The organism is Trichococcus flocculiformis, assembly GCF_900113645.1.
Classification (GTDB): Bacteria; Bacillota; Bacilli; order Lactobacillales; family Aerococcaceae; genus Trichococcus; species Trichococcus flocculiformis.
Map to the genome: position 1 here is coordinate 1 of NZ_FOQC01000009.1, position 18,055 is coordinate 18,055.

The window sequence follows — 18,055 nt, forward strand, 5'->3', positions numbered from 1 at the left end:
ATTCGTGGGTTCAATTCCCATCAGTCGCCCTCTTATTGGGCTATCGCCAAGCGGTAAGGCAACAGACTTTGACTCTGTCATTCGTTGGTTCGAATCCAGCTAGCCCAGTTTTTTCAAATAGCAACATCTCGGCGGTATAGCCAAGTGGTAAGGCACAGGTCTGCAAAACCTCTATCACCGGTTCAAATCCGGTTACCGCCTTTCCATAACAACAAAATGGAACATTGCATTCTTCATAATCATGCCGGCGTGGCGGAATTGGCAGACGCGCTGGACTCAAAATCCAGTGCCCGCGAGGGCGTGCCGGTTCGACCCCGGCCGCCGGTATCACAAAAGAAACAAGCCCAGAGAGATGGTTTCCATCTTTCTGGGCTTGTTTTTTGGCGTGCCTGGTATGGAGTGATAACTTGCGGGAGTAGTTCACATCACCATATTCGTTTTGTTGAGAATAGTATAATTTGCGCTTTTGTGGCTATCTAGGTGTCAGTATTCAGCTTATATAATAATAAGATAAAAAATATTATAGTAAAAACAAATGAATTAATCTTGTCAATTTAACTTTAAAATGTTATATTTAAAAACGGAAACGTTTCCAAAAAATAGTAGGAGGGGCTAAATTGAAAAAATGGCTAAGTATTGGTCTAGGCACTATCTTCATTGGAGGGTTGATTTTGACAATCAAAACAGATATTTTCTCTAATAAGACGACGATCCAACAAGTTTATCCACGCTCAAATGAGAGCTTTGTTGGGGATCCGATGCCTTATTTTAATGGTGAAGAATTTATGATTTATTATTTAGAAGACTTACGAGATGATCAGACTGGTTTTCATCCGATCAGTTTAATGACGACGACTGACTTTATTAATTACACAGATCATGGTGAAGTGATTCCATTTGTAAATGATCAGAACCATCAGGAGTTAGCTTTAGGGACTGGTTCTGTCATAATTGATTCAGATGGATTGTATCATGCATTTTATACCGGCCATAATGGATCATTGTCACCCAAGGAAGCAATTATGCATGCCACCAGTAAAGATGGAGTCAAGTGGAGTAAACAGCCCGAGCACACGTTTTTCGCTAGTGCACAGTATGAAGCGGATGACTTCAGAGATCCCTTTGTGTTTTACGAAGAAGATTCTCAGGAGTATTGGATGCTCATTACAGCACGTCAGAATGGAACAGGCGTTATTGCTAGATATACTTCAACGGATTTAATAACCTGGGAAGATCAGGGTACTTTTTTTGTAAATGATTTTGGAAACGATTCCAACTTGGAATGTCCATCACTTGTTTATTTTGAAGGAAAATGGTATTTGGCTTTTTCGGATCAATGGGATAAACGTGTCGTTCATTATCGTATTGCGGATAGTGTCAATGGACCTTTCGTCAAACCAACCAACTTAGATCATTGGGATGGTTCTGGATTTTATGCTGGAAGATTAGAAACAGATGGAGAGAAACTTTATGTAATGGGTTGGATTCCAACCAAAGAACAACATCGTGACAATCAAAACTATAATTGGGCAGGTAATCTTGCTGTCCATGAATTGATAGCTAAGGATGATCAACTATTGCCGACGTTGCCTGAAAGTGTTAAAGAACAGGTGAATACGGTAGCTTTCACAAATCAGACAATTCCTGAAGGCCAATCCATCACTTTTGATGCTAACGAGGAAACCATTCTGTATTCTGGAAAAGTCGTGTTAGATGAACAAACAAAAAAATGGGCCTTTCAATTTAACAGCAAAGAAAACAAATCGGATCTAAATGTTATTTTTGATACAGAACTAAATACAGTCGCATACTATAATTATTCTTTAGATAGGCTGGAAAATTATGCTCCACAAACTGAAATGCCTTTTGACTTTGCTGGTCGATCAAGTGTAACTATTAAACTGGTCTTAGAAGATGATATTGTTGTTCTCTATCTGGATGATGAAATTGTTCTCTCAAATCGGATGTACCAAGCTAAGGATAGTGATTGGGCAATCATGGCTATTGAAGGGCAATTAAAGATAGAATCATAAGAGAATATAGGAGAGATCAAAATGAAAAGAAAACACGTTGTTCTATTTTCCGGTTTAATAGCATTAGCCAGTTTAGTACTTGTCATCTTTAATTTGATAACTTCAAGAAACTATTATGCTGAAGAATATCGCCCTCAGTTTCATTTTTCACCCGAAGAAAATTGGCTGAATGATCCGAATGGCATGGTTTATTATGATGGTGAATATCATCTGTTTTATCAGCATAATCCAGGTGGCAATGAATGGGGACCAATGTATTGGGGCCACGCGATAAGTAAAGATATGATCAATTGGGACCATAAGCCCATTGCTTTAGAACCCGATGATTTAGGAATGATTTTTTCAGGTAGTACGGTAGTTGACTGGAATGACACATCTGGATTTTTCGACGGTGGAGAAGGTTTGGTTGCGATTTACACACAAAACGGTGAAGGACAAAAGCAAAGTATTGCTTACAGCAAAGATAAGGGTCGCAGCTGGGAGAAATACGATGGAAATCCAGTGATACCTGTCGATCCAGAGATAAAGGATTTTCGGGATCCAAAAGTGTTTTGGCATGAGGGAACAGAAAAATGGGTGATGTCACTCGCAGCAGGAAAAAAAGTAATGTTTTATGATTCCCCAAATTTAATTGACTGGAATTTCATGAGTGAGTTTGGAGAGGGCGCAGGTGCGCAAGGCGGCGTATGGGAGTGCCCTGATTTATTTGAACTGCCGGTTGATGGCGATTCTGATGATACAAAGTGGGTATTACAAGTGGATATAGGTGATGGTGCCATTGCTGGTGGTTCCGGTGCGCAATATTTCATAGGTGACTTTGATGGAACAACATTTAAAAGCATAGATGAACCAGACCATATCAACTGGCTCGATTATGGCGCAGACTTTTATGCAGGACAATCTTTTTCGGATATTCCTGATAAAGATGGGCGTAGAATCATGATCGCGTGGATGAGTAATTGGCTGTATGCCAACCGGGTGCCTACAGAGGAATGGCGTGGTTCAATGTCCGTTCCAAGGTCGCTAGAATTAAAAACTACAGATGACGGAAGCATAAAGTTATTTCAGCATCCAGTCGAAGAGTTAACCGCACTTAGAGATAAGGAATTATTCAGGGTTGAAAATCAGATAGTTGATTCCATAAAAGCTGCTGATTTATTAGATGGGATTGAAGCCGATGTATTTGAACTGAATGCTGAAATTCAACTAGATCAACCGGTAGATTTTGGAATCAAAGTCAGAATGTCTGAAGAAAATCAGGATGAAACGGTGATCGGCTTTTCTGAGTCAAAAAATGAACTGTTTGTTGAACGTAGTCAGTCAGAAGAATTGTATTTCAGTCCTTATTTTAATGGGCGTCACGCAGTTTCAATCAATGACAGTAAAGTGATCAACCTAAAAATTTTGGTCGACAAAAATTCTGTTGAAGTTTTTTTACAAAATGGAGAATATGCAATAACAGATTTAATTTTTCCGCGAGACGATAGCAGAGGGTTGGATTTTTATGTCGAAGATGGTGAAGTCACAATAAATTCGCTTGAGATCCATTCTATAAAATCCACTTGGAAATAAGAATTATTCAATCATTTTTATGGATCATAGGGTACCTGTAAAACTCAAGCGGTTAAGAGGGCGTCCATACCAAAAGACAACGGCTGCTTGCGGCAAGCTTACTTCTCACCATAGAACATCTGAACTCCGGCGAAGCGAGTGTTCGCAGGAGCTCAGATGTCTTTTTTCAATCAGTTCCGGTGAGCGCCTCTTAACCGGAACTGAGCGCCTGGATTGATTCCTTACCTCCGGCGAAGCTCGCCTCATCGGAGGTAATGGCCGCCCCCAGCCTAAACTGTCTCGAGTCATCCATCCGCAGACTCTCATCGTTTCTATCTGTATCCCGTGATATTCCTTGGAACATAAGCTTCTTCCAAGTACTTGATTTCTTCAGCGCTCAATGCGACCTCGAATGCGCCTAGGGCATCATCCAGATATTTCACTTTTGTCGCGCCGATCAGTGGGGCGGTGACGTAGTCTTTGCTCAGCATCCAGGCAGTCGCGACTTGTCCGCGGGTGATGCCGCGCTCATCGGCTAATTTATGGACCCTTGAAATGACCTCATTGTCGGAAGCCACAATGTATGCAGGCAGATCGGCTTGTACGGCTTGGCTGGCGCGGGCTGTGATGGCGCCGATATCCCTCGTCAATCTTCCTCCCGCCAACGGGCTCCAAGGCGTCATCGCCACTTTTTGGTCCTGCAGTAAAGGGATCATTTCGCGTTCTTCTTCCCGGTAAAGCAGATTGTACAGGTTCTGCATGGAAACAAATTTCGTCCAGCCATTTTTCTCGGCGATGAATTGGGCTTTCGCAAATTGCCAAGCATGCATGGAAGAAGCTCCGATATAACGCACTTTCCCCATTTTCACCAAGTCGTGCAGGGCTTCCATCGTCTCTTCGATAGGCGTGCCGTAATCCCAGCGGTGGATGATGTACAGGTCCAGATAATCCGTCTGCAATCTTTTCAAAGAGTGATCGATTTCGGCGAAGATGCTTTTGCGGGACAAACCTTTCGCGTTCGGTCCGTCGAACATCGGGAAATACAATTTGGAAGCCAGGACGATTTCATCGCGGTTGGCGAAATCCTTCAATGCCTTCCCGACGATCTCTTCGCTGGATCCAGCTGAGTACAAGTTTGCAGTATCGAAGAAATTGATTCCGGAGTCCAAAGCTTTTTTGATGACTTCGCGGCTTTCCGCTTCACCTATCGACCATTTTTCGCGACCGCGTTCCGGTTCCCCGAATCCCATGCAACCCAGACAGAGTTTTGAGACTTCCATACCAGTATTCCCTAATTTTACATATTCCATGATAGCGCCTCCAAAAGATTTGTTTTTATTATACCCCTATTGTAACTGTTGGAGTTAACTCCAAGACAAGTGTTTTCTGCCTAATAAAAAAATATTATTCAATAGCTGCTGTAACGGTTGACTTGGAGTCCACTTCAGGATTTAAACTGAGGGTAACAAAAATATGAAATAGGAGGAATGGAAGATGAAAATGAGCGAAACTGCAAAAAAGAACCATGACGAACTGTTTCCTGGGCACGTGTCGATATTGGCTGAAAAGGATCCGGAATTTATTGAAGTTTTTGATAATTTCGCGTTTGATGAAGTGCTGCAATACTCCAGTTTGGATGTGAAGGAAAGGCAGAAAGTGCTGTTGGCTGCTTTGATCGCCATGCAGTGCGTGAACGAGTTCAAAGCGATGGCGAAGGGTGCTTTGAATGTAGGCGTCACGCCGGTTGAGCTGAAGGAGATCGTCTATCAGGCCGTCCCTTATGCCGGCTTGGGGAAAGTGTTCGATTTCCTGCATGCGACAAATGAGGTGTTGGAGGAAAGAGGGATCGTGCTGCCTTTGGAGGGACAATCCGCCACGACTGTCGAAAACCGTTATGAGAAGGGCTTGGAAATCGTCCGCGAGGCTGCGGGGGATACAGTGGACAACATGTTGAACACGATGCCGCAGAACCAGAAGCATTTCGCCACTTTTCTGGCGGATAACTGTTTCGGCGATTTCTTTACGCGCAACGGGTTATCGATCCAGGAACGAGAACTGCTGATCTTTACTATGCTAGTTTCGATGGGCGGAGCTGAGCCGCAAATGAAGGGGCATATCCGCAACAACCTCCGCGTCGGCAATGACAAGCAAAAGCTGCTGGATACGATCACAGTATTGCTGCCATTCATCGGGTATCCGCGGACGTTAACGGCGTTGAATTGTCTGAATGAAGTCGCTCCGGAAGAAAGCTGAAAGCGCAGGGGATAAAGATGAAAATCGCTCAAGTCAGCAAAGAGAAGCATGTGTCGATTGATAGCTTGCGGTATTATGAACGGATCGGGCTGGTTCCTCCTGTGAAACGGGTCAAAGGCGGCATCCGGGAGTATTCGGATGAGGATCTGCAATGGCTGGATTTCATGATGGAGGTGCGATCGGCGGGGGTATCGATTGAACCGTTGATCGATTATGTACGGCTGTGTGGAGAAGGTCTCCATACCGTTCCGGCCAGGCGGGATCTGTGGGTCGACGAGTGCGACCTGTTGGAAGAGAAAATTCTCGGACTGCAGGAGACCTTGGCAAAAATGAAAGGGAAAGTAGATCATTATAATGGGATGCTTAAAGGATAGGGTTGGGGCTTTTGTTCCAGCTCTTTTTTTTGTGCCAGTTTCATCCTGGGAACCTTGTTATCCGCTGGGACAGCGAGCGTTGTCGGATAAACTGGGAAAATCCGACAAACAGAGAGCAAATATGATCATAATTGTCGGATGCATTGGAATATCCGACAAGTTGAGAGAGAACGTGCCGCGCATTGTCGGATAACTTGGGAATATCCGACATCTGGAGCGCGACCTCTCTATTTCTTTAGGTCTTTTTATTGCAAATGCAACAAAAAACCGTTATGATTAATCTAAATTTCCTGAAGAAGGCAGGTGAGTTGTATGGCGGAAATTCTCCGCGAAATCGGCATGATAGCCAGGGCTTTGGATTCGATCGCGAACATCGAGTTCAAGGAATACGACCTGACGAGAGGGCAGTACTTGTATCTCATCCGGATCTGCGAAAATCCGGGCATCATCCAGGAAAAGTTGGCGGAAATGATCAAAGTTGACCGCACGACGGCTTCGCGCGCCATCAAAAAACTGGAAGCGAACGGGTTCATCGAGAAGAGAGCCGATGCCGCTAACAGAAAAATCAAACGGATCTTCCCGACGGAAAAAGGCAAAGCGATCTCCCCGAACATCAGCAGGGAAAATGAGCACTCGGAACGGGTGGCGCTGCAGGGATTATCGGAAGAGGAAGCGACGGTTCTCAGCGGACTGCTCCAAACGGTCCGAAAAAACGTCGAAGGCGACTGGGAATACGTGAAAAAAGGCAACAAACGAAACTACTGAAGCAAAGATAAGGAGTGCATCATATATGGCAATCACACTGAAAAAATGCGGAAGCGAAGATTTGGCGGATCTTCAAGCAATCGGCATCGAAACGTTCACGGACACTTTCGCGGCCCACAACACGCCGGAAGACCTGCAGGCTTACCTGGATAAGGCCTATGATCCGGAAAAGCTGAAGGAGGAGCTTTCGACTGCAGGTTCGACCTTCTATTTTCTGTATGACGGAGAGGAACTTGCGGGCTATATGAAGTTCAATGTCGATGCAGCCTTGACGGAAGAGATGGGTGCCGATTCATTGGAAGTGGAGCGGATCTATATCCGACCGGCCTTCAAGCGCAGAGGGCTCGGGAAATATCTGATCGATAAAGCGATTGAAATCGCCCGCGCGCAGGGCAAGCAACTGATTTGGCTGGGCGTCTGGGAACACAATGTGAATGCCATCGCTTTTTATGAAAAAATGGGCTTCGTCCGTACCGGCTCGCATTCGTTCTTTATGGGCGAAGATGAACAGACCGATTTCATCATGACGAAGAAGCTGGGCTGACCAGCACACAAAAAACCATCACCGGGTAGGGGCGATGGTTTTTTGCGGTTGCTCTTTACATTGGAGGAGTAAAGAAGAGAAAAGGGTAAAAAGATTGTTTAATTGGCTTGTCTTTATAATAGGCCCCACGTGTGAAAAAAGCGTGAAGAAAATCTAACTTATTTTTGCTGTTTTTACGGACACAATTGATATTTTATCATCTAGAAACGTGGTCCTCTTCCTTGATGATATCCACCGTTGAGGATCGGCCGGCTTCGATCATCTTGGAAGTGCTGATCCGCAGCTGCAGGTTGGCGTCGTAATCGAGCGCGAAGATGCAGGAATAAAGCACGTCCAGCAGGTAAACGATGGCGCTGTCGGTGGAGAAAGTGGCGATTTTTGAATAGAGCTTCTCCCTTGTGCAGATCCGGAGCACGCAATCCGCAAGCCGGGCGGTCGTGTTGTCACCGATGTTGGTGATGGCGATGATGGGGATTTTGTTCGCCTTCAAATATTGGATCGTTTCGTTCAATATTGAAGTTTCCCCGGAATAGGAAACGATGATTGCGCAGGAGGACGGATCAGCCAGGTGCGCCTTGAAGATCGTTTCACCCTGCAGCAAGCAGATTTCCACCCGTTTTTTGATCCGCGACATGTTGTGTTGGAATTCTTGCGTGATCAAAAGGTTGTTGCTGACTGCAAAAAGACTGGTATAGGAAGACTTCCTGATGATCTGGATGGCCTTTTGCAGGTCGTCATGGGTGATCAGCGACAAGGTATCGTCGATGGATTCCTTTTCCAAGGCAGCAATTTTACTTGCAATCGACATGATGGTATCATTACGGTGAAAAGGCAGGTTGGCGTTTATTTCACTGAAGTGTTTCTGCAAATATTCTTCTTCTTTCAAGAAGGCTTCCTTCAAATCGCTCCAGCCGCTGAAGTTCATCTTGTGGGCAATCCTTACCAATGTGGAAGGAGAAGTGTAAGTTGCCTCGGCAATCTCTTTGGTTGTCATTTCCTCGATGGCCGCTTTCTTCTCCAGTATATAAGTTACTATCTTTTGTTCGCTGTTCGAGAAATCAAAATTCTCCAGCCGTTCTCTTATGAGCATCCGCATCCCCCTCACGTGTTTCTTCTGAACCTCACTATTATCCTATCATATTTGTGAATGTTATTTGATAATCCGGATCAAAAAAACGGAAAATTTGTAAACGGTGTTACCGAGTGTCCAGAAGTTATTGTCTTTGGTCCGCTATCCATTATAATCGAGTTGTAAAAGAATGTAGCAGTCTCACTTGTCATTTGAGTCGCGCATCTATATCGGTAGGGGGAGAATATAATGATAGGGTTCATCGCAGCTGTTTTAACAACGTTGTCCTTCGTTCCGCAGGCGTGGCAGATCATCAAAACAAAGGATACTTCCGGCATCTCGTTGGGTATGTACGCCATGTTTGTGGTCGGCGTATTTTTGTGGTTGATCCACGGATGGAACATCCAGGATTATGCCGTCATTTCAGCGAACGGCATCACCTTGGTACTGGCTTCAATTATCTTGGTTTATAAAATCAAATATAAATAAGAGGAGAGATCATTATGGCATTGGATAAAGATTTTTTATGGGGCGGCGCATTAGCGGCGCATCAGTTTGAAGGAGGGGTCCTGAATACTTCCAAAGGCTTGAGCGTGGCGGACGTCATGACAGCCGGAGCGCACGGCGTTCCCCGTGTTATTACGGACGGTGTGGTCGAAGGCAATTATTACCCGAACCACATCGGCATCGACTTCTATGGCCGCTACAAAGAGGATATCGCTTTGTTCGCAGAAATGGGCTTCAAGTGCTTCCGCACCTCGATCGCTTGGTCGCGCATCTTTCCGAATGGCAATGAAGCAGAGCCGAATGAAGAAGGCCTGCAGTTCTATGATGATGTTTTCGATGAGTTATTGAAATACGGAATCGAACCGGTCATCACGCTTTCCCACTTTGAGATGCCATACCACTTGGCTAAGGAATACGGCGGTTTCATGAACCGCAAGACGATCGATTTCTTCGTCAACTTCGCGGAGGTCTGCTTTAAGCGCTACAAAGATAAAGTGAAATATTGGATGACTTTCAATGAAATCAATAACCAAATGAACTACAAAAACGACATCTTCGGCTGGACCAACTCCGGTGCGCACTTTGGCGATTATCCGAATCCGGAAGAAGCGATGTACCAATGTGGGCACTATGAATTGGTAGCCAGCGCTTTGGCAGTCAAAATCGGCAAAGAGATCAACCCGGATTTCCAAATCGGGAACATGATTGCGATGGTTCCGATCTATCCGTATTCTTGCCGCCCAGCGGATATGGTGTTGTCGAACCAGATGATGCACGATCGCTGGTTCTTCTGCGATGTGCAATGCCGCGGCCATTATCCGGCTTACGCCTTGAAGATGTTCGAACGCAAAGGCTTCAATCTGGACATCACCGAAGCAGACAAAAAAGCCTTGGCTGAAGGCACAGTGGATTATATCGGCTTCTCGTACTACATGAGCAACACTGTCGATTCGACCGTCAATAAGGATGTATCGAAATCTCTGGACGGTTCCAGCGCACATTCTGTGAAAAATCCATTCATCGAAGAGTCCGACTGGGGCTGGGCGATCGATCCGGAAGGCTTGCGCTACACCTTGAACCAGTTCTATGAACGCTTTGAAAAACCATTGTTCATCGTCGAAAACGGCTTTGGCGCCATCGATGTCAAGGAAGAGGATGGCAGCTGCCATGACCCTTACCGCATCGACTACCTGAGATCGCATATCGAAGAAATGAAAAAAGCTGTCGAAGAGGATGGCGTCGATCTGATGGGCTACACACCATGGGGATGCATCGACTGCGTCTCGTTCACGACCGGCGAAATGAAGAAGCGCTACGGCTTCATCTATGTCGACCGCGACAACGAAGGCAACGGAACACTGGAAAGAAGCAAAAAAGATTCCTTCGACTGGTACAAGCAGGTTATCGCTTCCAATGGGGAAGAGTTAGCTTAAATTATATGGCAGGAGCCGTCTCAAACACAAATGAGACGGCTCCTTTTTTGTAGCCAAATAAAACTCTGGTTGTCGATGTTTCAAAAGGCTGTGGATGCAGAACAGCCGACAGCTGCGCGAACTCTCGGGTATTCGTGATAGGGTCCTGGACTAAAGCCCGACAGAAGAGCGAGCTGTCAGGTATTGTGAGTTTTTTTTGTGATCGAACAGTCGACAGCTGCGCGAACTCTCGGGTATTCGTGATAGTGTCCTGGGCGAACGCCCGACATGGGAGCGATTTGTCAGGTGTTGTACGTTTTCCGATGATCGAACAGTCGACAGTTGCGTGAACTCTCGGGTATTCGTGATAGTGTCCTGGGCGAACGCCCGACAGAAGAGCGATTTGTCAGATGTTGAGCGTTTTTTCTGGAGCTTGCCGCATTCGGTCTACGCAGAATGAACAAAAAAACCACCGCTCATTAAGCGGTGGCATAAAGGAGTTGTTCTTTACTTTGGAGGAGTAAAGAAGAGTAAAAAGATTGTTGTGATTGGCCTATCTGTATAATAGTCCTGAATTGTGAAGAAAATATGAAGAAATCCTACTTTATTTTGGTTGTTTTAGCAATAAAAAGAAAAATATTGCGACCGGTTCGACCATAAAACACATGAAATGATATACTGTTCTTATAAAATGGTAGGGAGGAAATCAGATGAAAGTAGCATTAATTGCGCATGACCGTAAAAAAGATTTGATGATCCAGTTATGTACCGCCTATAAAGCAATTCTGCAAGAACACGAATTGTTCGCGACAGGAACAACCGGAACCCGTATCATGGAAGCGACTGGGCTGGATGTGCACCGCTTCAAGTCAGGTCCACTCGGCGGGGATCAACAGATCGGAGCCATGATTTCGCAAAACGAGATGGATGTGGTCATCTTCCTGAGGGATCCGTTGGCTGCTATGCCGCATGAACCGGATGTAACCGCTTTGATCCGTCTGAGCGATGTCTATGAAATTCCGTTGGCAACCAATATCGGTACAGCCGAAGTGCTGCTCCGCGGACTGGATGCCGGTTTCGTCGATTGGCGCGAATTCTACAACGCGGAAGGCACGATTCAGTTCTGACAAGATTTTCCGAAATATATAAAAATGCGTCGCTCTTTTGGGAAGTCCCAAGGAACGGCGCATTTTTTTTGACATATAGGAATTTATAAAATTTTCCAGAGTGAAAAGTGCATCACCGTAGGTGTTTCACAAGTTTGCAAAATGTTTCATGCACCTAAAATGATGTCCAGCTTCACGGGTTAGCCCTTCGGAAATTAGATAAATCTGTCCTATTGCGCTCTTCGATGCTCAGTTGCATGGGACTCTAAGGGATTCATCCCTTAGAGCCCCAGTACAAGGTGAACGTAGGGAACGTTGCGTGGCGCGATTTCCTAAATTTCTTTCAGGGCTGAACGAACCCGTTCAGCTTTTCTTGTATTAGAAAGGCTCTTTCAAGTATGACAGTGCATAAGAAATATGCAGTTCCGTCGCAATCGCCAAGCCTTTTTCATCGATATCGAATTTTTCGTGATGATGACCATAGGCTGTCTCTTCGCTGCTTTGTGTGCCGACGAAGCAGTAGACTCCGGGCGCGACCGCCAGGTAATCCGCGAAGTCATCGGCGCCCATGCTTTTCGGATTATCAGTGATGACGTTATCAAAGCCAACGATGTCCGAGGCGACCTTGATGGCATGGTTGGCTGCCTGGATGTCGTTGATCAGCGGTGCCGCGGCATCGTAGTTGGAGAATTCGATGGTTGTGCGGTGCGCATCCGAAACGTTCTTGGCGATCCTTTCCACGGCATCCAGAACTTGTGCGCGTACTTCATGACTGAAGGTACGCACGGTCCCTTCGATTTCGGCTTCGTTGGCGATGATGTTGTAGTTCGTTCCGGCACGCAACACTCCTATGCCGACAACGACTTCGTCGGTAGGACGGACTTCCCTGGCAACGATGGTCTGCAGTTCCGTAACGATGGCGGCTGCGCTGACCAAAGCGTCGCGCCCCAGATCCGGACGCGAGACGTGTCCGCTCTTGCCGAAAACTTTGATCTTGAAGATATCGCAAGACGCATTGGAAGGTCCCGGTGTAGCGACGATTTTGCCGACTTGCGTGCCGGATTGCAGATGGATGCCGAAGACATGGTCGATGCCGTCGATATAGCCGCCACGCACGAATTGGCGCGCCCCGGCGCCGATTTCTTCTGCAGGTTGGAAGACGAACTGGATTGTCCCGGCAAATTCATCCTGATGTTCCTTCAGTATTTTCAGCGCGCCCAACAAGGAAGCGGTATGCCCGTCGTGGCCACAAGCATGGTTGAAACCGGGATTGACGGAAGCGTAGGGTTTGCCGGTTTCATCCGGCAGCGGCAGCGCATCGATATCGGCGCGCAGCAGAATGGTCTTGCCTGCTCCTTTTCCTCCCTCCAAGGTGGCCAAGATGCCGGTCTTGCCGACATTGATGTAAGGCACGCCGATTTCTTCGACCTCTTCCTTGATGCGTTGGATCGTTTCGAATTCCTTCAGGCTCGGCTCCGGATGACGGTGGAAATGGCGGCGCAGGGCGATGATGTAGTCGTAAATAGCGGTAACTTGTTCGCGGATCTGTTGTTGGTTGGTGGTCATGGATGATTCCTCCTTGAATCTTTATAGGAAAGGGGCTTTGGGCAAATGGCCCAAGCCCCTAGTAATGGTTTGATTATCTATATTATTTTGCTTCGTCCCAAACCGGGAACTGCGAGCCTTTTGAAGATTCTTCGATGACTTTGGCCGTTCCTTCGGATTGATAGTAAGCTACGATCGTTTGGAAGACTTCGTTGTCGACATCTTCGGAGAGTGCCGCAATGACGTTGTAATAAGGTTTTGAGTCTTCGGTAACCGGTTCAAGGAAGACGGCATCTTCACTCGGGATGAAGCCGGCATCCACGGCCATGCCGCTGTTGATGACAGAAGCGGTTACGTCCTGCAAAGCGCGGGCAGTTTGATTGGATTCAAGTGTCTGGAACTGCAGGTTCAATCTGTTTTCGACGACATCTTCGGTTGTCGGGACCAAACCGGCCGCAGTATCAAGCTTGATCAGGCCAGCTGTCTGCAGTAGGATCAAAGCGCGTCCTTCGTTGGAGACGTCATTCGGGATGGCGATGGTGTCGCCGTCCTTCAGTTCATTGATGCTTGTGATTTTTTCGGAATAAAGTCCCAAAGGAGCCATTACAGTATAGCCGATGGTCGTCAATTCCGTTCCATGATCTCTGTTGTAGTTGTCCATGAAGATCTCTGTCTGGAAAGAACTCAAGTCGATTTCACCTTCGGCCAAAGCATTGTTAGGAGTTGTGTAGTCGGTGAATTTGACCAGTTCGACTTCGATGTTCTCTTTTTATTTCAGCTCTTCGATGACGTAATCCCAAGGCTCATTGACTTCTCCGACGACGCCCAGCGTTACTTTGACGGGCTCGGTCGCGTCCGCAGTGGAAGAATCGCTGGCGGAATCGGAGGCTGCGTTGCCGCAAGCGGCAAGGAAAAGGCTGGCTGAAAGGGTCATGGCTGCTAAAAATGTCTTATTTTTCATTAGTAAAGGGCTCCTTTGTATATGAAAATAGCATCAAGAGCGGCGCGAAAGAAACGCACCGGCTTGATGCTACTCGTAAATTTAGTATGTTTTCAGGCTAGTGAAGATGAAGAAAGTCTTTCGCTTAGTCCCAAGCAGGGATATCTGTGTTAGCAGTTGTTTCTGCGATCAAAGCTTTTGTTTCTTCTGTTTGGTATGCCGCTACAACTTTTTTGTAGACTTCATTGTCGACGTCTTCTGCACGGGCAGCCACAACGTTTTTGTAGATGTCCAAGACTTCCTGGATGTTGTCTGTATCCAAGTAAAGGGCATCTTCTGTTGGTACAAGCCCAGCATCGACCGCGAAGTTGGTGTTGATGACCGCAGCGCCTGCATCTTCAAGTGAACGCGGCAATTGAGCGGCATCCAATTCTTCGATGTTCAGGTTCTTAGGATTTTCGATGATGTCGTTAACGGTTGGTGCTGTGCCTGCTGCATTGTCCAAAGTGATCAAGTCAATGGCTTGCAACAGCAACAAAGCGCGTCCGCCGTTGGTTACGTCATTCGGGATAGCGATCGTATCGCCGTCTTGAATTTCACTGTAATCTGCATATTTGTCAGAGTAGATCCCCAGTGGAGACACAAAAGTGAATCCGATTGGTGTCAAGTCTGCGTCGTTGTTTGCGTTGTAGTTTTCCAGGAAAGCTACGTGTTGGAAGGCGTTCAAGTCGAGTTCGCCGTTGTCCAAAGCGATGTTCGGTTGGTTGTAATCAGTGAATTTGACGATTTCAAGGTCGATGTTCTCATCTTCCAGACGCTCTGCGACAGCTTCCCAGATTTCGACTGCGGATTCGCTGACCAGACCGATTTTGACTGTAGTTGGTTCTGCTGAAACTGTGCTGCTTGACTCTGCAGCGGACGAGTCAGCGGTTGTGCCGCCGTTTCCGCATGCTGCCAGGAATAGTGAAGCTGTAAGGACTAGGCCACCAAATAATTTACTCTTTTTCATATGAATTTCCTCCGATTTGTTTTTTATATTTTTATATCACGTCTGCAAACGTGATTTTTGTAAACAAGTGAATGGGTCTTACTGTTCCCAAGCGGGTACGTCATTGCCTTCAGTCACATCATCCAGAAGTGCTGCTGTTTCGGATGTTTGGTATTCCGCAACGACTTGCTTGTAGGTTTCGTTGTCGACATCTTCAGAACGTGCAGCTACGATGTTTTTGTAGACGTCCGCAACGCTTGCGATGTTGTCAGTATCCAAGAATAGCGCGTCTTCTTTAGGATTCAGGCCGGAATCGGTAGCATAGTTTGTGTTGATGATCGCTGCATCAACATCCTGAAGGGAGCGTGCGATTTGCGCTGCATCCAATTCTTCGAAGCTGATGTTCTTCGGATTTTCGATGATATCATTTACTGTCGGTGTCGTTCCTTTTGCTTCATCGACTTTGATTAAGCCGATTGCTTGCAATAACAGAAGTGCGCGTCCGCCGTTGGTAACGTCGTTAGGGATGGCGATGCTGGCATCCTCGGCAATGTCGGCATAGTCGGTCACTTTTTCGGAGTACAGACCAAGTGGAGAAACATACGTGAAGCCGATTGGAGTCAGATCAGACTCGTTGTTGGCGTTGAAATCTTCAAGATAAGCCACATGCTGGAACGCGTTCAGGTCGATGGCACCATTTTCCAAGGCGACGTTAGGCTGTACGTAGTCGCTGAACTGAACGATTTCCAATTCGATTCCTTTGGCTTCCAAACGGCTGGCAACATCTTCCCAGACTTCAACTTCAACTTCGCTGACTACGCCGATTTTCACTGCTTCAGCATCTGAAGCTGTCGTGTCCGCTGCTGAGTCTGTGTTCGAGTCGCTGCTTCCGCAAGCGGCTAAAAATAAAGTAAGTGCTGCAACACCTGAGAATAATACGTTTTTCTTTTTCATGATTTGTTTCCTCCGATTTATGTTTTTTTATATTAATGACTTACTTTTTTTACCAAGGCATTTCCGATGGCTTGGCTGATGAATACGATGATCAGGATGATGATGGTTGCGACCAAGGTCACGTCGTTCTGGAATCGGTTGTATCCGCGGGTGATGGCCAGGTTACCCAAGCCGCCTCCGCCGATGGCTCCAGCCATTGCCGTCAAACCGATCAGGTTGATGATCGTTACGGATGATACGCGGATGATGCCGGCCAAGCCTTCCTTCAGGTAGACGCGGAAGATGATTTCTCCAGGGCTAGCACCCATTGACTGGGCTGCCTCGATTACGCCGGGATCGACTTCAACCAATGCATTTTGGATCTGACGGGCATAGAAGGGAACCGTCGCTACAACCAGCGGCACAATCGATGCGGTCGTTCCGATCGAAGTGCCGACCACGAAACGCGTGAACGGTACAATCAGCGCCATCAGGATGATGAAGGGCAGTGAGCGGAAGATATTGACGAGCTTGTCGAGAACATTGTACAGGTGTCTGTTCTCGAGGATGCCCCCATCTTCGGTGACAACCAGAATTACGCCTAGGATGACTCCCAGCACACCTGCGACCAGTCCGGAAACGAGCGTCATGTATAAGGTTTCCCATGTGCTTTGGAGCACTTCATCCCAGATCTCAGAGACGTTAGGCAGAAATGTTGTGATGAATGTGTTCATTCTTCGTCGCCTCCTTTATTTTTCTTTTCGGCGATGATTTCCTCGGTGATGATCTCCACCGTTACGCCATTATCCTGCAGATAGCGGACGGCTTCCGCGATCGATTCCGGTGCCCCGCTCAGGACAAGGAGCAGGGTGCCGACTGGGGTGTCCTGCAATATCTCAACGTTTCCGAAGAGGATGTTGCCTTGGACGTTGAATGTATTGGCCAGTTTGGCGATGAGTGGCTCGCCTGTGGAACCGCCGACGAATGAAAGCTTTGTCAGCACATCATGTTCGTTCAGGTTCAGGATCGTCGGGTGGGTGATGACCGTTTCGATGCCGTGTTCGACATGCGTCGCTGTATCGATGAAGTCCTTCGTCAATTGATTCTGCGGCTTCGTGAAGATATCCAGGATTGATCCGTATTCGATCACGCCGCCGTTTTCCATCACAGCCACTTTGTTGCAGATTTCCTTCACTACCTGCATCTCATGAGTGATGATGACGATCGTCAGGTTCAATCTCTTGTTCAGCTCTTTCAATAAGGCAAGTATCGAAGAAGTCGTTTTCGGATCCAGCGCGCTGGTCGCTTCGTCGCAAAGCAGCACTTCCGGGTCGTTCGCCAAAGCGCGGGCGATGGCCACACGTTGCTTTTGCCCGCCTGACAATTGGGAAGGGTATGCTTTGGCTTTTTCGGACAATCCTACTAATGAAAGGAGGTCCGTTACCTTGTCGTGGATTTCCTGTTTGCTTAAGGAAGAATTCTTCAAGGGAAATGCGACGTTGTCGTAAATGGTGCGGGAGCGCATCAGGTTGAAGTGCTGGAAAATCATCCCGATTTTTTTGCGCGACTCGCGCAGGTCCTTGTCGTTCAATGCCATCATGTCTTTCCCGCTCACGATGACTTTTCCTTCAGTCGGACGCTGCAGGAGATTGATGGTCCTTACTAATGTACTTTTGCCGGCACCACTGTATCCGACGATGCCGTAGACGTCGCCTTTGTCGACTTCCAGCGAAACATGCTGCACGGCATGGATGGCTTTGTTTTTGTCAGCTTTAAATGTCACTGAGATATCCTGTAGACTGATCATGTATCTTTCCTCCTCTAATAAAAAAAGCATCCATCCTACATCAAAAAATTATGACGTTAAGGACGAATGCGGACGCTTCGTGTTACCACCTTTGTTCGAATCCCCCTCACGGCAGGATTCCTCCATGAGTGAAGACTTGCTTCACTCGTGCACGATAAAGGGTGCTCCCTTGAGGAACTCACCGCTTGTGCAGCTCATCCTTCCCGCTCCGAGGCCATCTTCAACACC

At 46.9% G+C, this 18,055-nt stretch carries 16 protein-coding genes, 3 tRNA genes and 1 pseudogene; 12 read left to right on the top strand and 8 right to left on the bottom strand.

Annotation, left to right across the window (positions count from 1 at the left end; genetic code table 11):
- Window positions 1-36 precede the first annotated feature (36 nt).
- The 5 genes from BMZ71_RS05275 (at window position 37) to BMZ71_RS05295 (ending at window position 3,605) form a co-directional block, all read left to right on the top strand.
- Window positions 37-108, top strand: a tRNA-Gln gene (locus BMZ71_RS05275).
- A gap of 22 nt (window positions 109-130) precedes the next feature.
- Window positions 131-201, top strand: a tRNA-Cys gene (locus tag BMZ71_RS05280).
- A gap of 42 nt (window positions 202-243) precedes the next feature.
- Window positions 244-327 (top strand) — tRNA-Leu (locus tag BMZ71_RS05285).
- 290 nt (window positions 328-617) lie between these two features.
- Window positions 618-2,033 (top strand): family 43 glycosylhydrolase, encoded by a 1,416-nt coding sequence (locus BMZ71_RS05290; protein ID WP_086988864.1) that lies wholly within the window; start codon window positions 618-620, stop codon window positions 2,031-2,033.
- A 21-nt stretch (window positions 2,034-2,054) separates the two neighbouring features.
- The gene (locus BMZ71_RS05295; protein WP_086988865.1) at window positions 2,055-3,605 is read left to right on the top strand and encodes a glycoside hydrolase family 32 protein; all 1,551 of its coding nucleotides are present in this window, start codon (window positions 2,055-2,057) and stop codon (window positions 3,603-3,605) included.
- Between the two features lie 311 nt (window positions 3,606-3,916).
- Here BMZ71_RS05295 and BMZ71_RS05300 read toward each other — a convergent pair whose 3' ends face one another.
- Complete coding sequence (locus tag BMZ71_RS05300; protein WP_086988866.1) at window positions 3,917-4,894, bottom strand: aldo/keto reductase; 978 nt, start codon at window positions 4,892-4,894, stop codon at window positions 3,917-3,919.
- A 184-nt stretch (window positions 4,895-5,078) separates the two neighbouring features.
- On the opposite strand from BMZ71_RS05300, the gene BMZ71_RS05305 reads away from it, so the two are divergent.
- The 4 genes from BMZ71_RS05305 (at window position 5,079) to paiA (ending at window position 7,520) form a co-directional block, all read left to right on the top strand.
- Entirely contained in the window at window positions 5,079-5,837 is a 759-nt protein-coding gene (locus BMZ71_RS05305) for a carboxymuconolactone decarboxylase family protein (protein ID WP_086988867.1), read from the top strand.
- Between the two features lie 17 nt (window positions 5,838-5,854).
- The gene (locus BMZ71_RS05310; protein ID WP_086988868.1) at window positions 5,855-6,211 is read left to right on the top strand and encodes a MerR family transcriptional regulator; all 357 of its coding nucleotides are present in this window, start codon (window positions 5,855-5,857) and stop codon (window positions 6,209-6,211) included.
- A 312-nt stretch (window positions 6,212-6,523) separates the two neighbouring features.
- Window positions 6,524-6,976, top strand: a complete 453-nt coding sequence (locus tag BMZ71_RS05315) for a MarR family winged helix-turn-helix transcriptional regulator (RefSeq protein ID WP_086943745.1) — start codon at window positions 6,524-6,526, stop codon at window positions 6,974-6,976.
- Window positions 6,977-7,001: 25 nt separating this feature from the next.
- Entirely contained in the window at window positions 7,002-7,520 is a 519-nt protein-coding gene (paiA, locus tag BMZ71_RS05320) for a spermidine/spermine N(1)-acetyltransferase (RefSeq protein WP_086943746.1), read from the top strand.
- Between the two features lie 196 nt (window positions 7,521-7,716).
- On the opposite strand, the gene BMZ71_RS05325 is transcribed toward paiA, so the two are convergent.
- Window positions 7,717-8,610 carry a MurR/RpiR family transcriptional regulator gene (locus BMZ71_RS05325; RefSeq protein ID WP_086988869.1) on the bottom strand — a complete coding sequence of 298 codons (894 nt, stop codon included), beginning with the start codon at window positions 8,608-8,610 and terminating at the stop codon, window positions 7,717-7,719.
- A gap of 228 nt (window positions 8,611-8,838) precedes the next feature.
- On the opposite strand from BMZ71_RS05325, the gene BMZ71_RS05330 reads away from it, so the two are divergent.
- The 3 genes from BMZ71_RS05330 (at window position 8,839) to BMZ71_RS05340 (ending at window position 11,635) form a co-directional block, all read left to right on the top strand.
- A complete protein-coding gene (locus BMZ71_RS05330) occupies window positions 8,839-9,078 on the top strand; it encodes a SemiSWEET transporter (RefSeq protein ID WP_086986978.1) in 240 nt (79 codons plus the stop codon).
- Between the two features lie 14 nt (window positions 9,079-9,092).
- Complete coding sequence (locus BMZ71_RS05335) at window positions 9,093-10,529, top strand: 6-phospho-beta-glucosidase (RefSeq protein ID WP_086988870.1); 1,437 nt, start codon at window positions 9,093-9,095, stop codon at window positions 10,527-10,529.
- A 689-nt stretch (window positions 10,530-11,218) separates the two neighbouring features.
- Window positions 11,219-11,635, top strand: coding sequence for a methylglyoxal synthase (locus BMZ71_RS05340; protein WP_068562318.1), 417 nt, complete (start codon window positions 11,219-11,221; stop codon window positions 11,633-11,635).
- A gap of 357 nt (window positions 11,636-11,992) precedes the next feature.
- Here BMZ71_RS05340 and BMZ71_RS05345 read toward each other — a convergent pair whose 3' ends face one another.
- The 6 genes and pseudogenes from BMZ71_RS05345 to BMZ71_RS05370 form a co-directional block, all read right to left on the bottom strand.
- Window positions 11,993-13,180, bottom strand: a complete 1,188-nt coding sequence (locus BMZ71_RS05345; RefSeq protein ID WP_086988871.1) for an amidohydrolase — start codon at window positions 13,178-13,180, stop codon at window positions 11,993-11,995.
- Window positions 13,181-13,262: 82 nt separating this feature from the next.
- Window positions 13,263-14,120, bottom strand: a pseudogene (locus BMZ71_RS05350) (MetQ/NlpA family ABC transporter substrate-binding protein).
- Between the two features lie 124 nt (window positions 14,121-14,244).
- On the bottom strand, window positions 14,245-15,108 hold the full coding sequence (locus BMZ71_RS05355) for a MetQ/NlpA family ABC transporter substrate-binding protein (protein ID WP_068562321.1): 864 nt from the start codon (window positions 15,106-15,108) through the stop codon (window positions 14,245-14,247).
- Window positions 15,109-15,186: 78 nt separating this feature from the next.
- Window positions 15,187-16,041, bottom strand: a complete 855-nt coding sequence (locus BMZ71_RS05360; protein ID WP_086988872.1) for a MetQ/NlpA family ABC transporter substrate-binding protein — start codon at window positions 16,039-16,041, stop codon at window positions 15,187-15,189.
- Between the two features lie 32 nt (window positions 16,042-16,073).
- Window positions 16,074-16,754, bottom strand: coding sequence for a methionine ABC transporter permease (locus tag BMZ71_RS05365; protein ID WP_086988873.1), 681 nt, complete (start codon window positions 16,752-16,754; stop codon window positions 16,074-16,076).
- The gene (locus BMZ71_RS05370) at window positions 16,751-17,827 is read right to left on the bottom strand and encodes a methionine ABC transporter ATP-binding protein (protein WP_086988874.1); all 1,077 of its coding nucleotides are present in this window, start codon (window positions 17,825-17,827) and stop codon (window positions 16,751-16,753) included. Before BMZ71_RS05370 ends, BMZ71_RS05365 begins: the two co-directional genes overlap by 4 nt.
- Window positions 17,828-18,055: the final 228 nt, after the last annotated feature.

Bases quoted from the DNA above. Each gene is read 5' to 3' on its own strand.
- BMZ71_RS05335 (WP_086988870.1), top strand. From the start codon at position 9,093: ATGGCATTGGATAAAGATTTTTTATGGGGCGGCGCATTAGCGGCGCAT.
- BMZ71_RS05315 (WP_086943745.1), top strand. From the start codon at position 6,524: ATGGCGGAAATTCTCCGCGAAATCGGCATGATAGCCAGGGCTTTGGAT.
- BMZ71_RS05365 (WP_086988873.1), bottom strand. From the start codon at position 16,754: ATGAACACATTCATCACAACATTTCTGCCTAACGTCTCTGAGATCTGG.
- BMZ71_RS05330 (WP_086986978.1), top strand. From the start codon at position 8,839: ATGATAGGGTTCATCGCAGCTGTTTTAACAACGTTGTCCTTCGTTCCG.
- BMZ71_RS05295 (WP_086988865.1), top strand. From the start codon at position 2,055: ATGAAAAGAAAACACGTTGTTCTATTTTCCGGTTTAATAGCATTAGCC.
- BMZ71_RS05355 (WP_068562321.1), bottom strand. From the start codon at position 15,108: ATGAAAAAGAGTAAATTATTTGGTGGCCTAGTCCTTACAGCTTCACTA.
- paiA (WP_086943746.1), top strand. From the start codon at position 7,002: ATGGCAATCACACTGAAAAAATGCGGAAGCGAAGATTTGGCGGATCTT.
- BMZ71_RS05310 (WP_086988868.1), top strand. From the start codon at position 5,855: ATGAAAATCGCTCAAGTCAGCAAAGAGAAGCATGTGTCGATTGATAGC.
- BMZ71_RS05325 (WP_086988869.1), bottom strand. From the start codon at position 8,610: ATGCTCATAAGAGAACGGCTGGAGAATTTTGATTTCTCGAACAGCGAA.
- BMZ71_RS05300 (WP_086988866.1), bottom strand. From the start codon at position 4,894: ATGGAATATGTAAAATTAGGGAATACTGGTATGGAAGTCTCAAAACTC.
- BMZ71_RS05345 (WP_086988871.1), bottom strand. From the start codon at position 13,180: ATGACCACCAACCAACAACAGATCCGCGAACAAGTTACCGCTATTTAC.
- BMZ71_RS05340 (WP_068562318.1), top strand. From the start codon at position 11,219: ATGAAAGTAGCATTAATTGCGCATGACCGTAAAAAAGATTTGATGATC.
- BMZ71_RS05360 (WP_086988872.1), bottom strand. From the start codon at position 16,041: ATGAAAAAGAAAAACGTATTATTCTCAGGTGTTGCAGCACTTACTTTA.
- BMZ71_RS05370 (WP_086988874.1), bottom strand. From the start codon at position 17,827: ATGATCAGTCTACAGGATATCTCAGTGACATTTAAAGCTGACAAAAAC.
- BMZ71_RS05305 (WP_086988867.1), top strand. From the start codon at position 5,079: ATGAAAATGAGCGAAACTGCAAAAAAGAACCATGACGAACTGTTTCCT.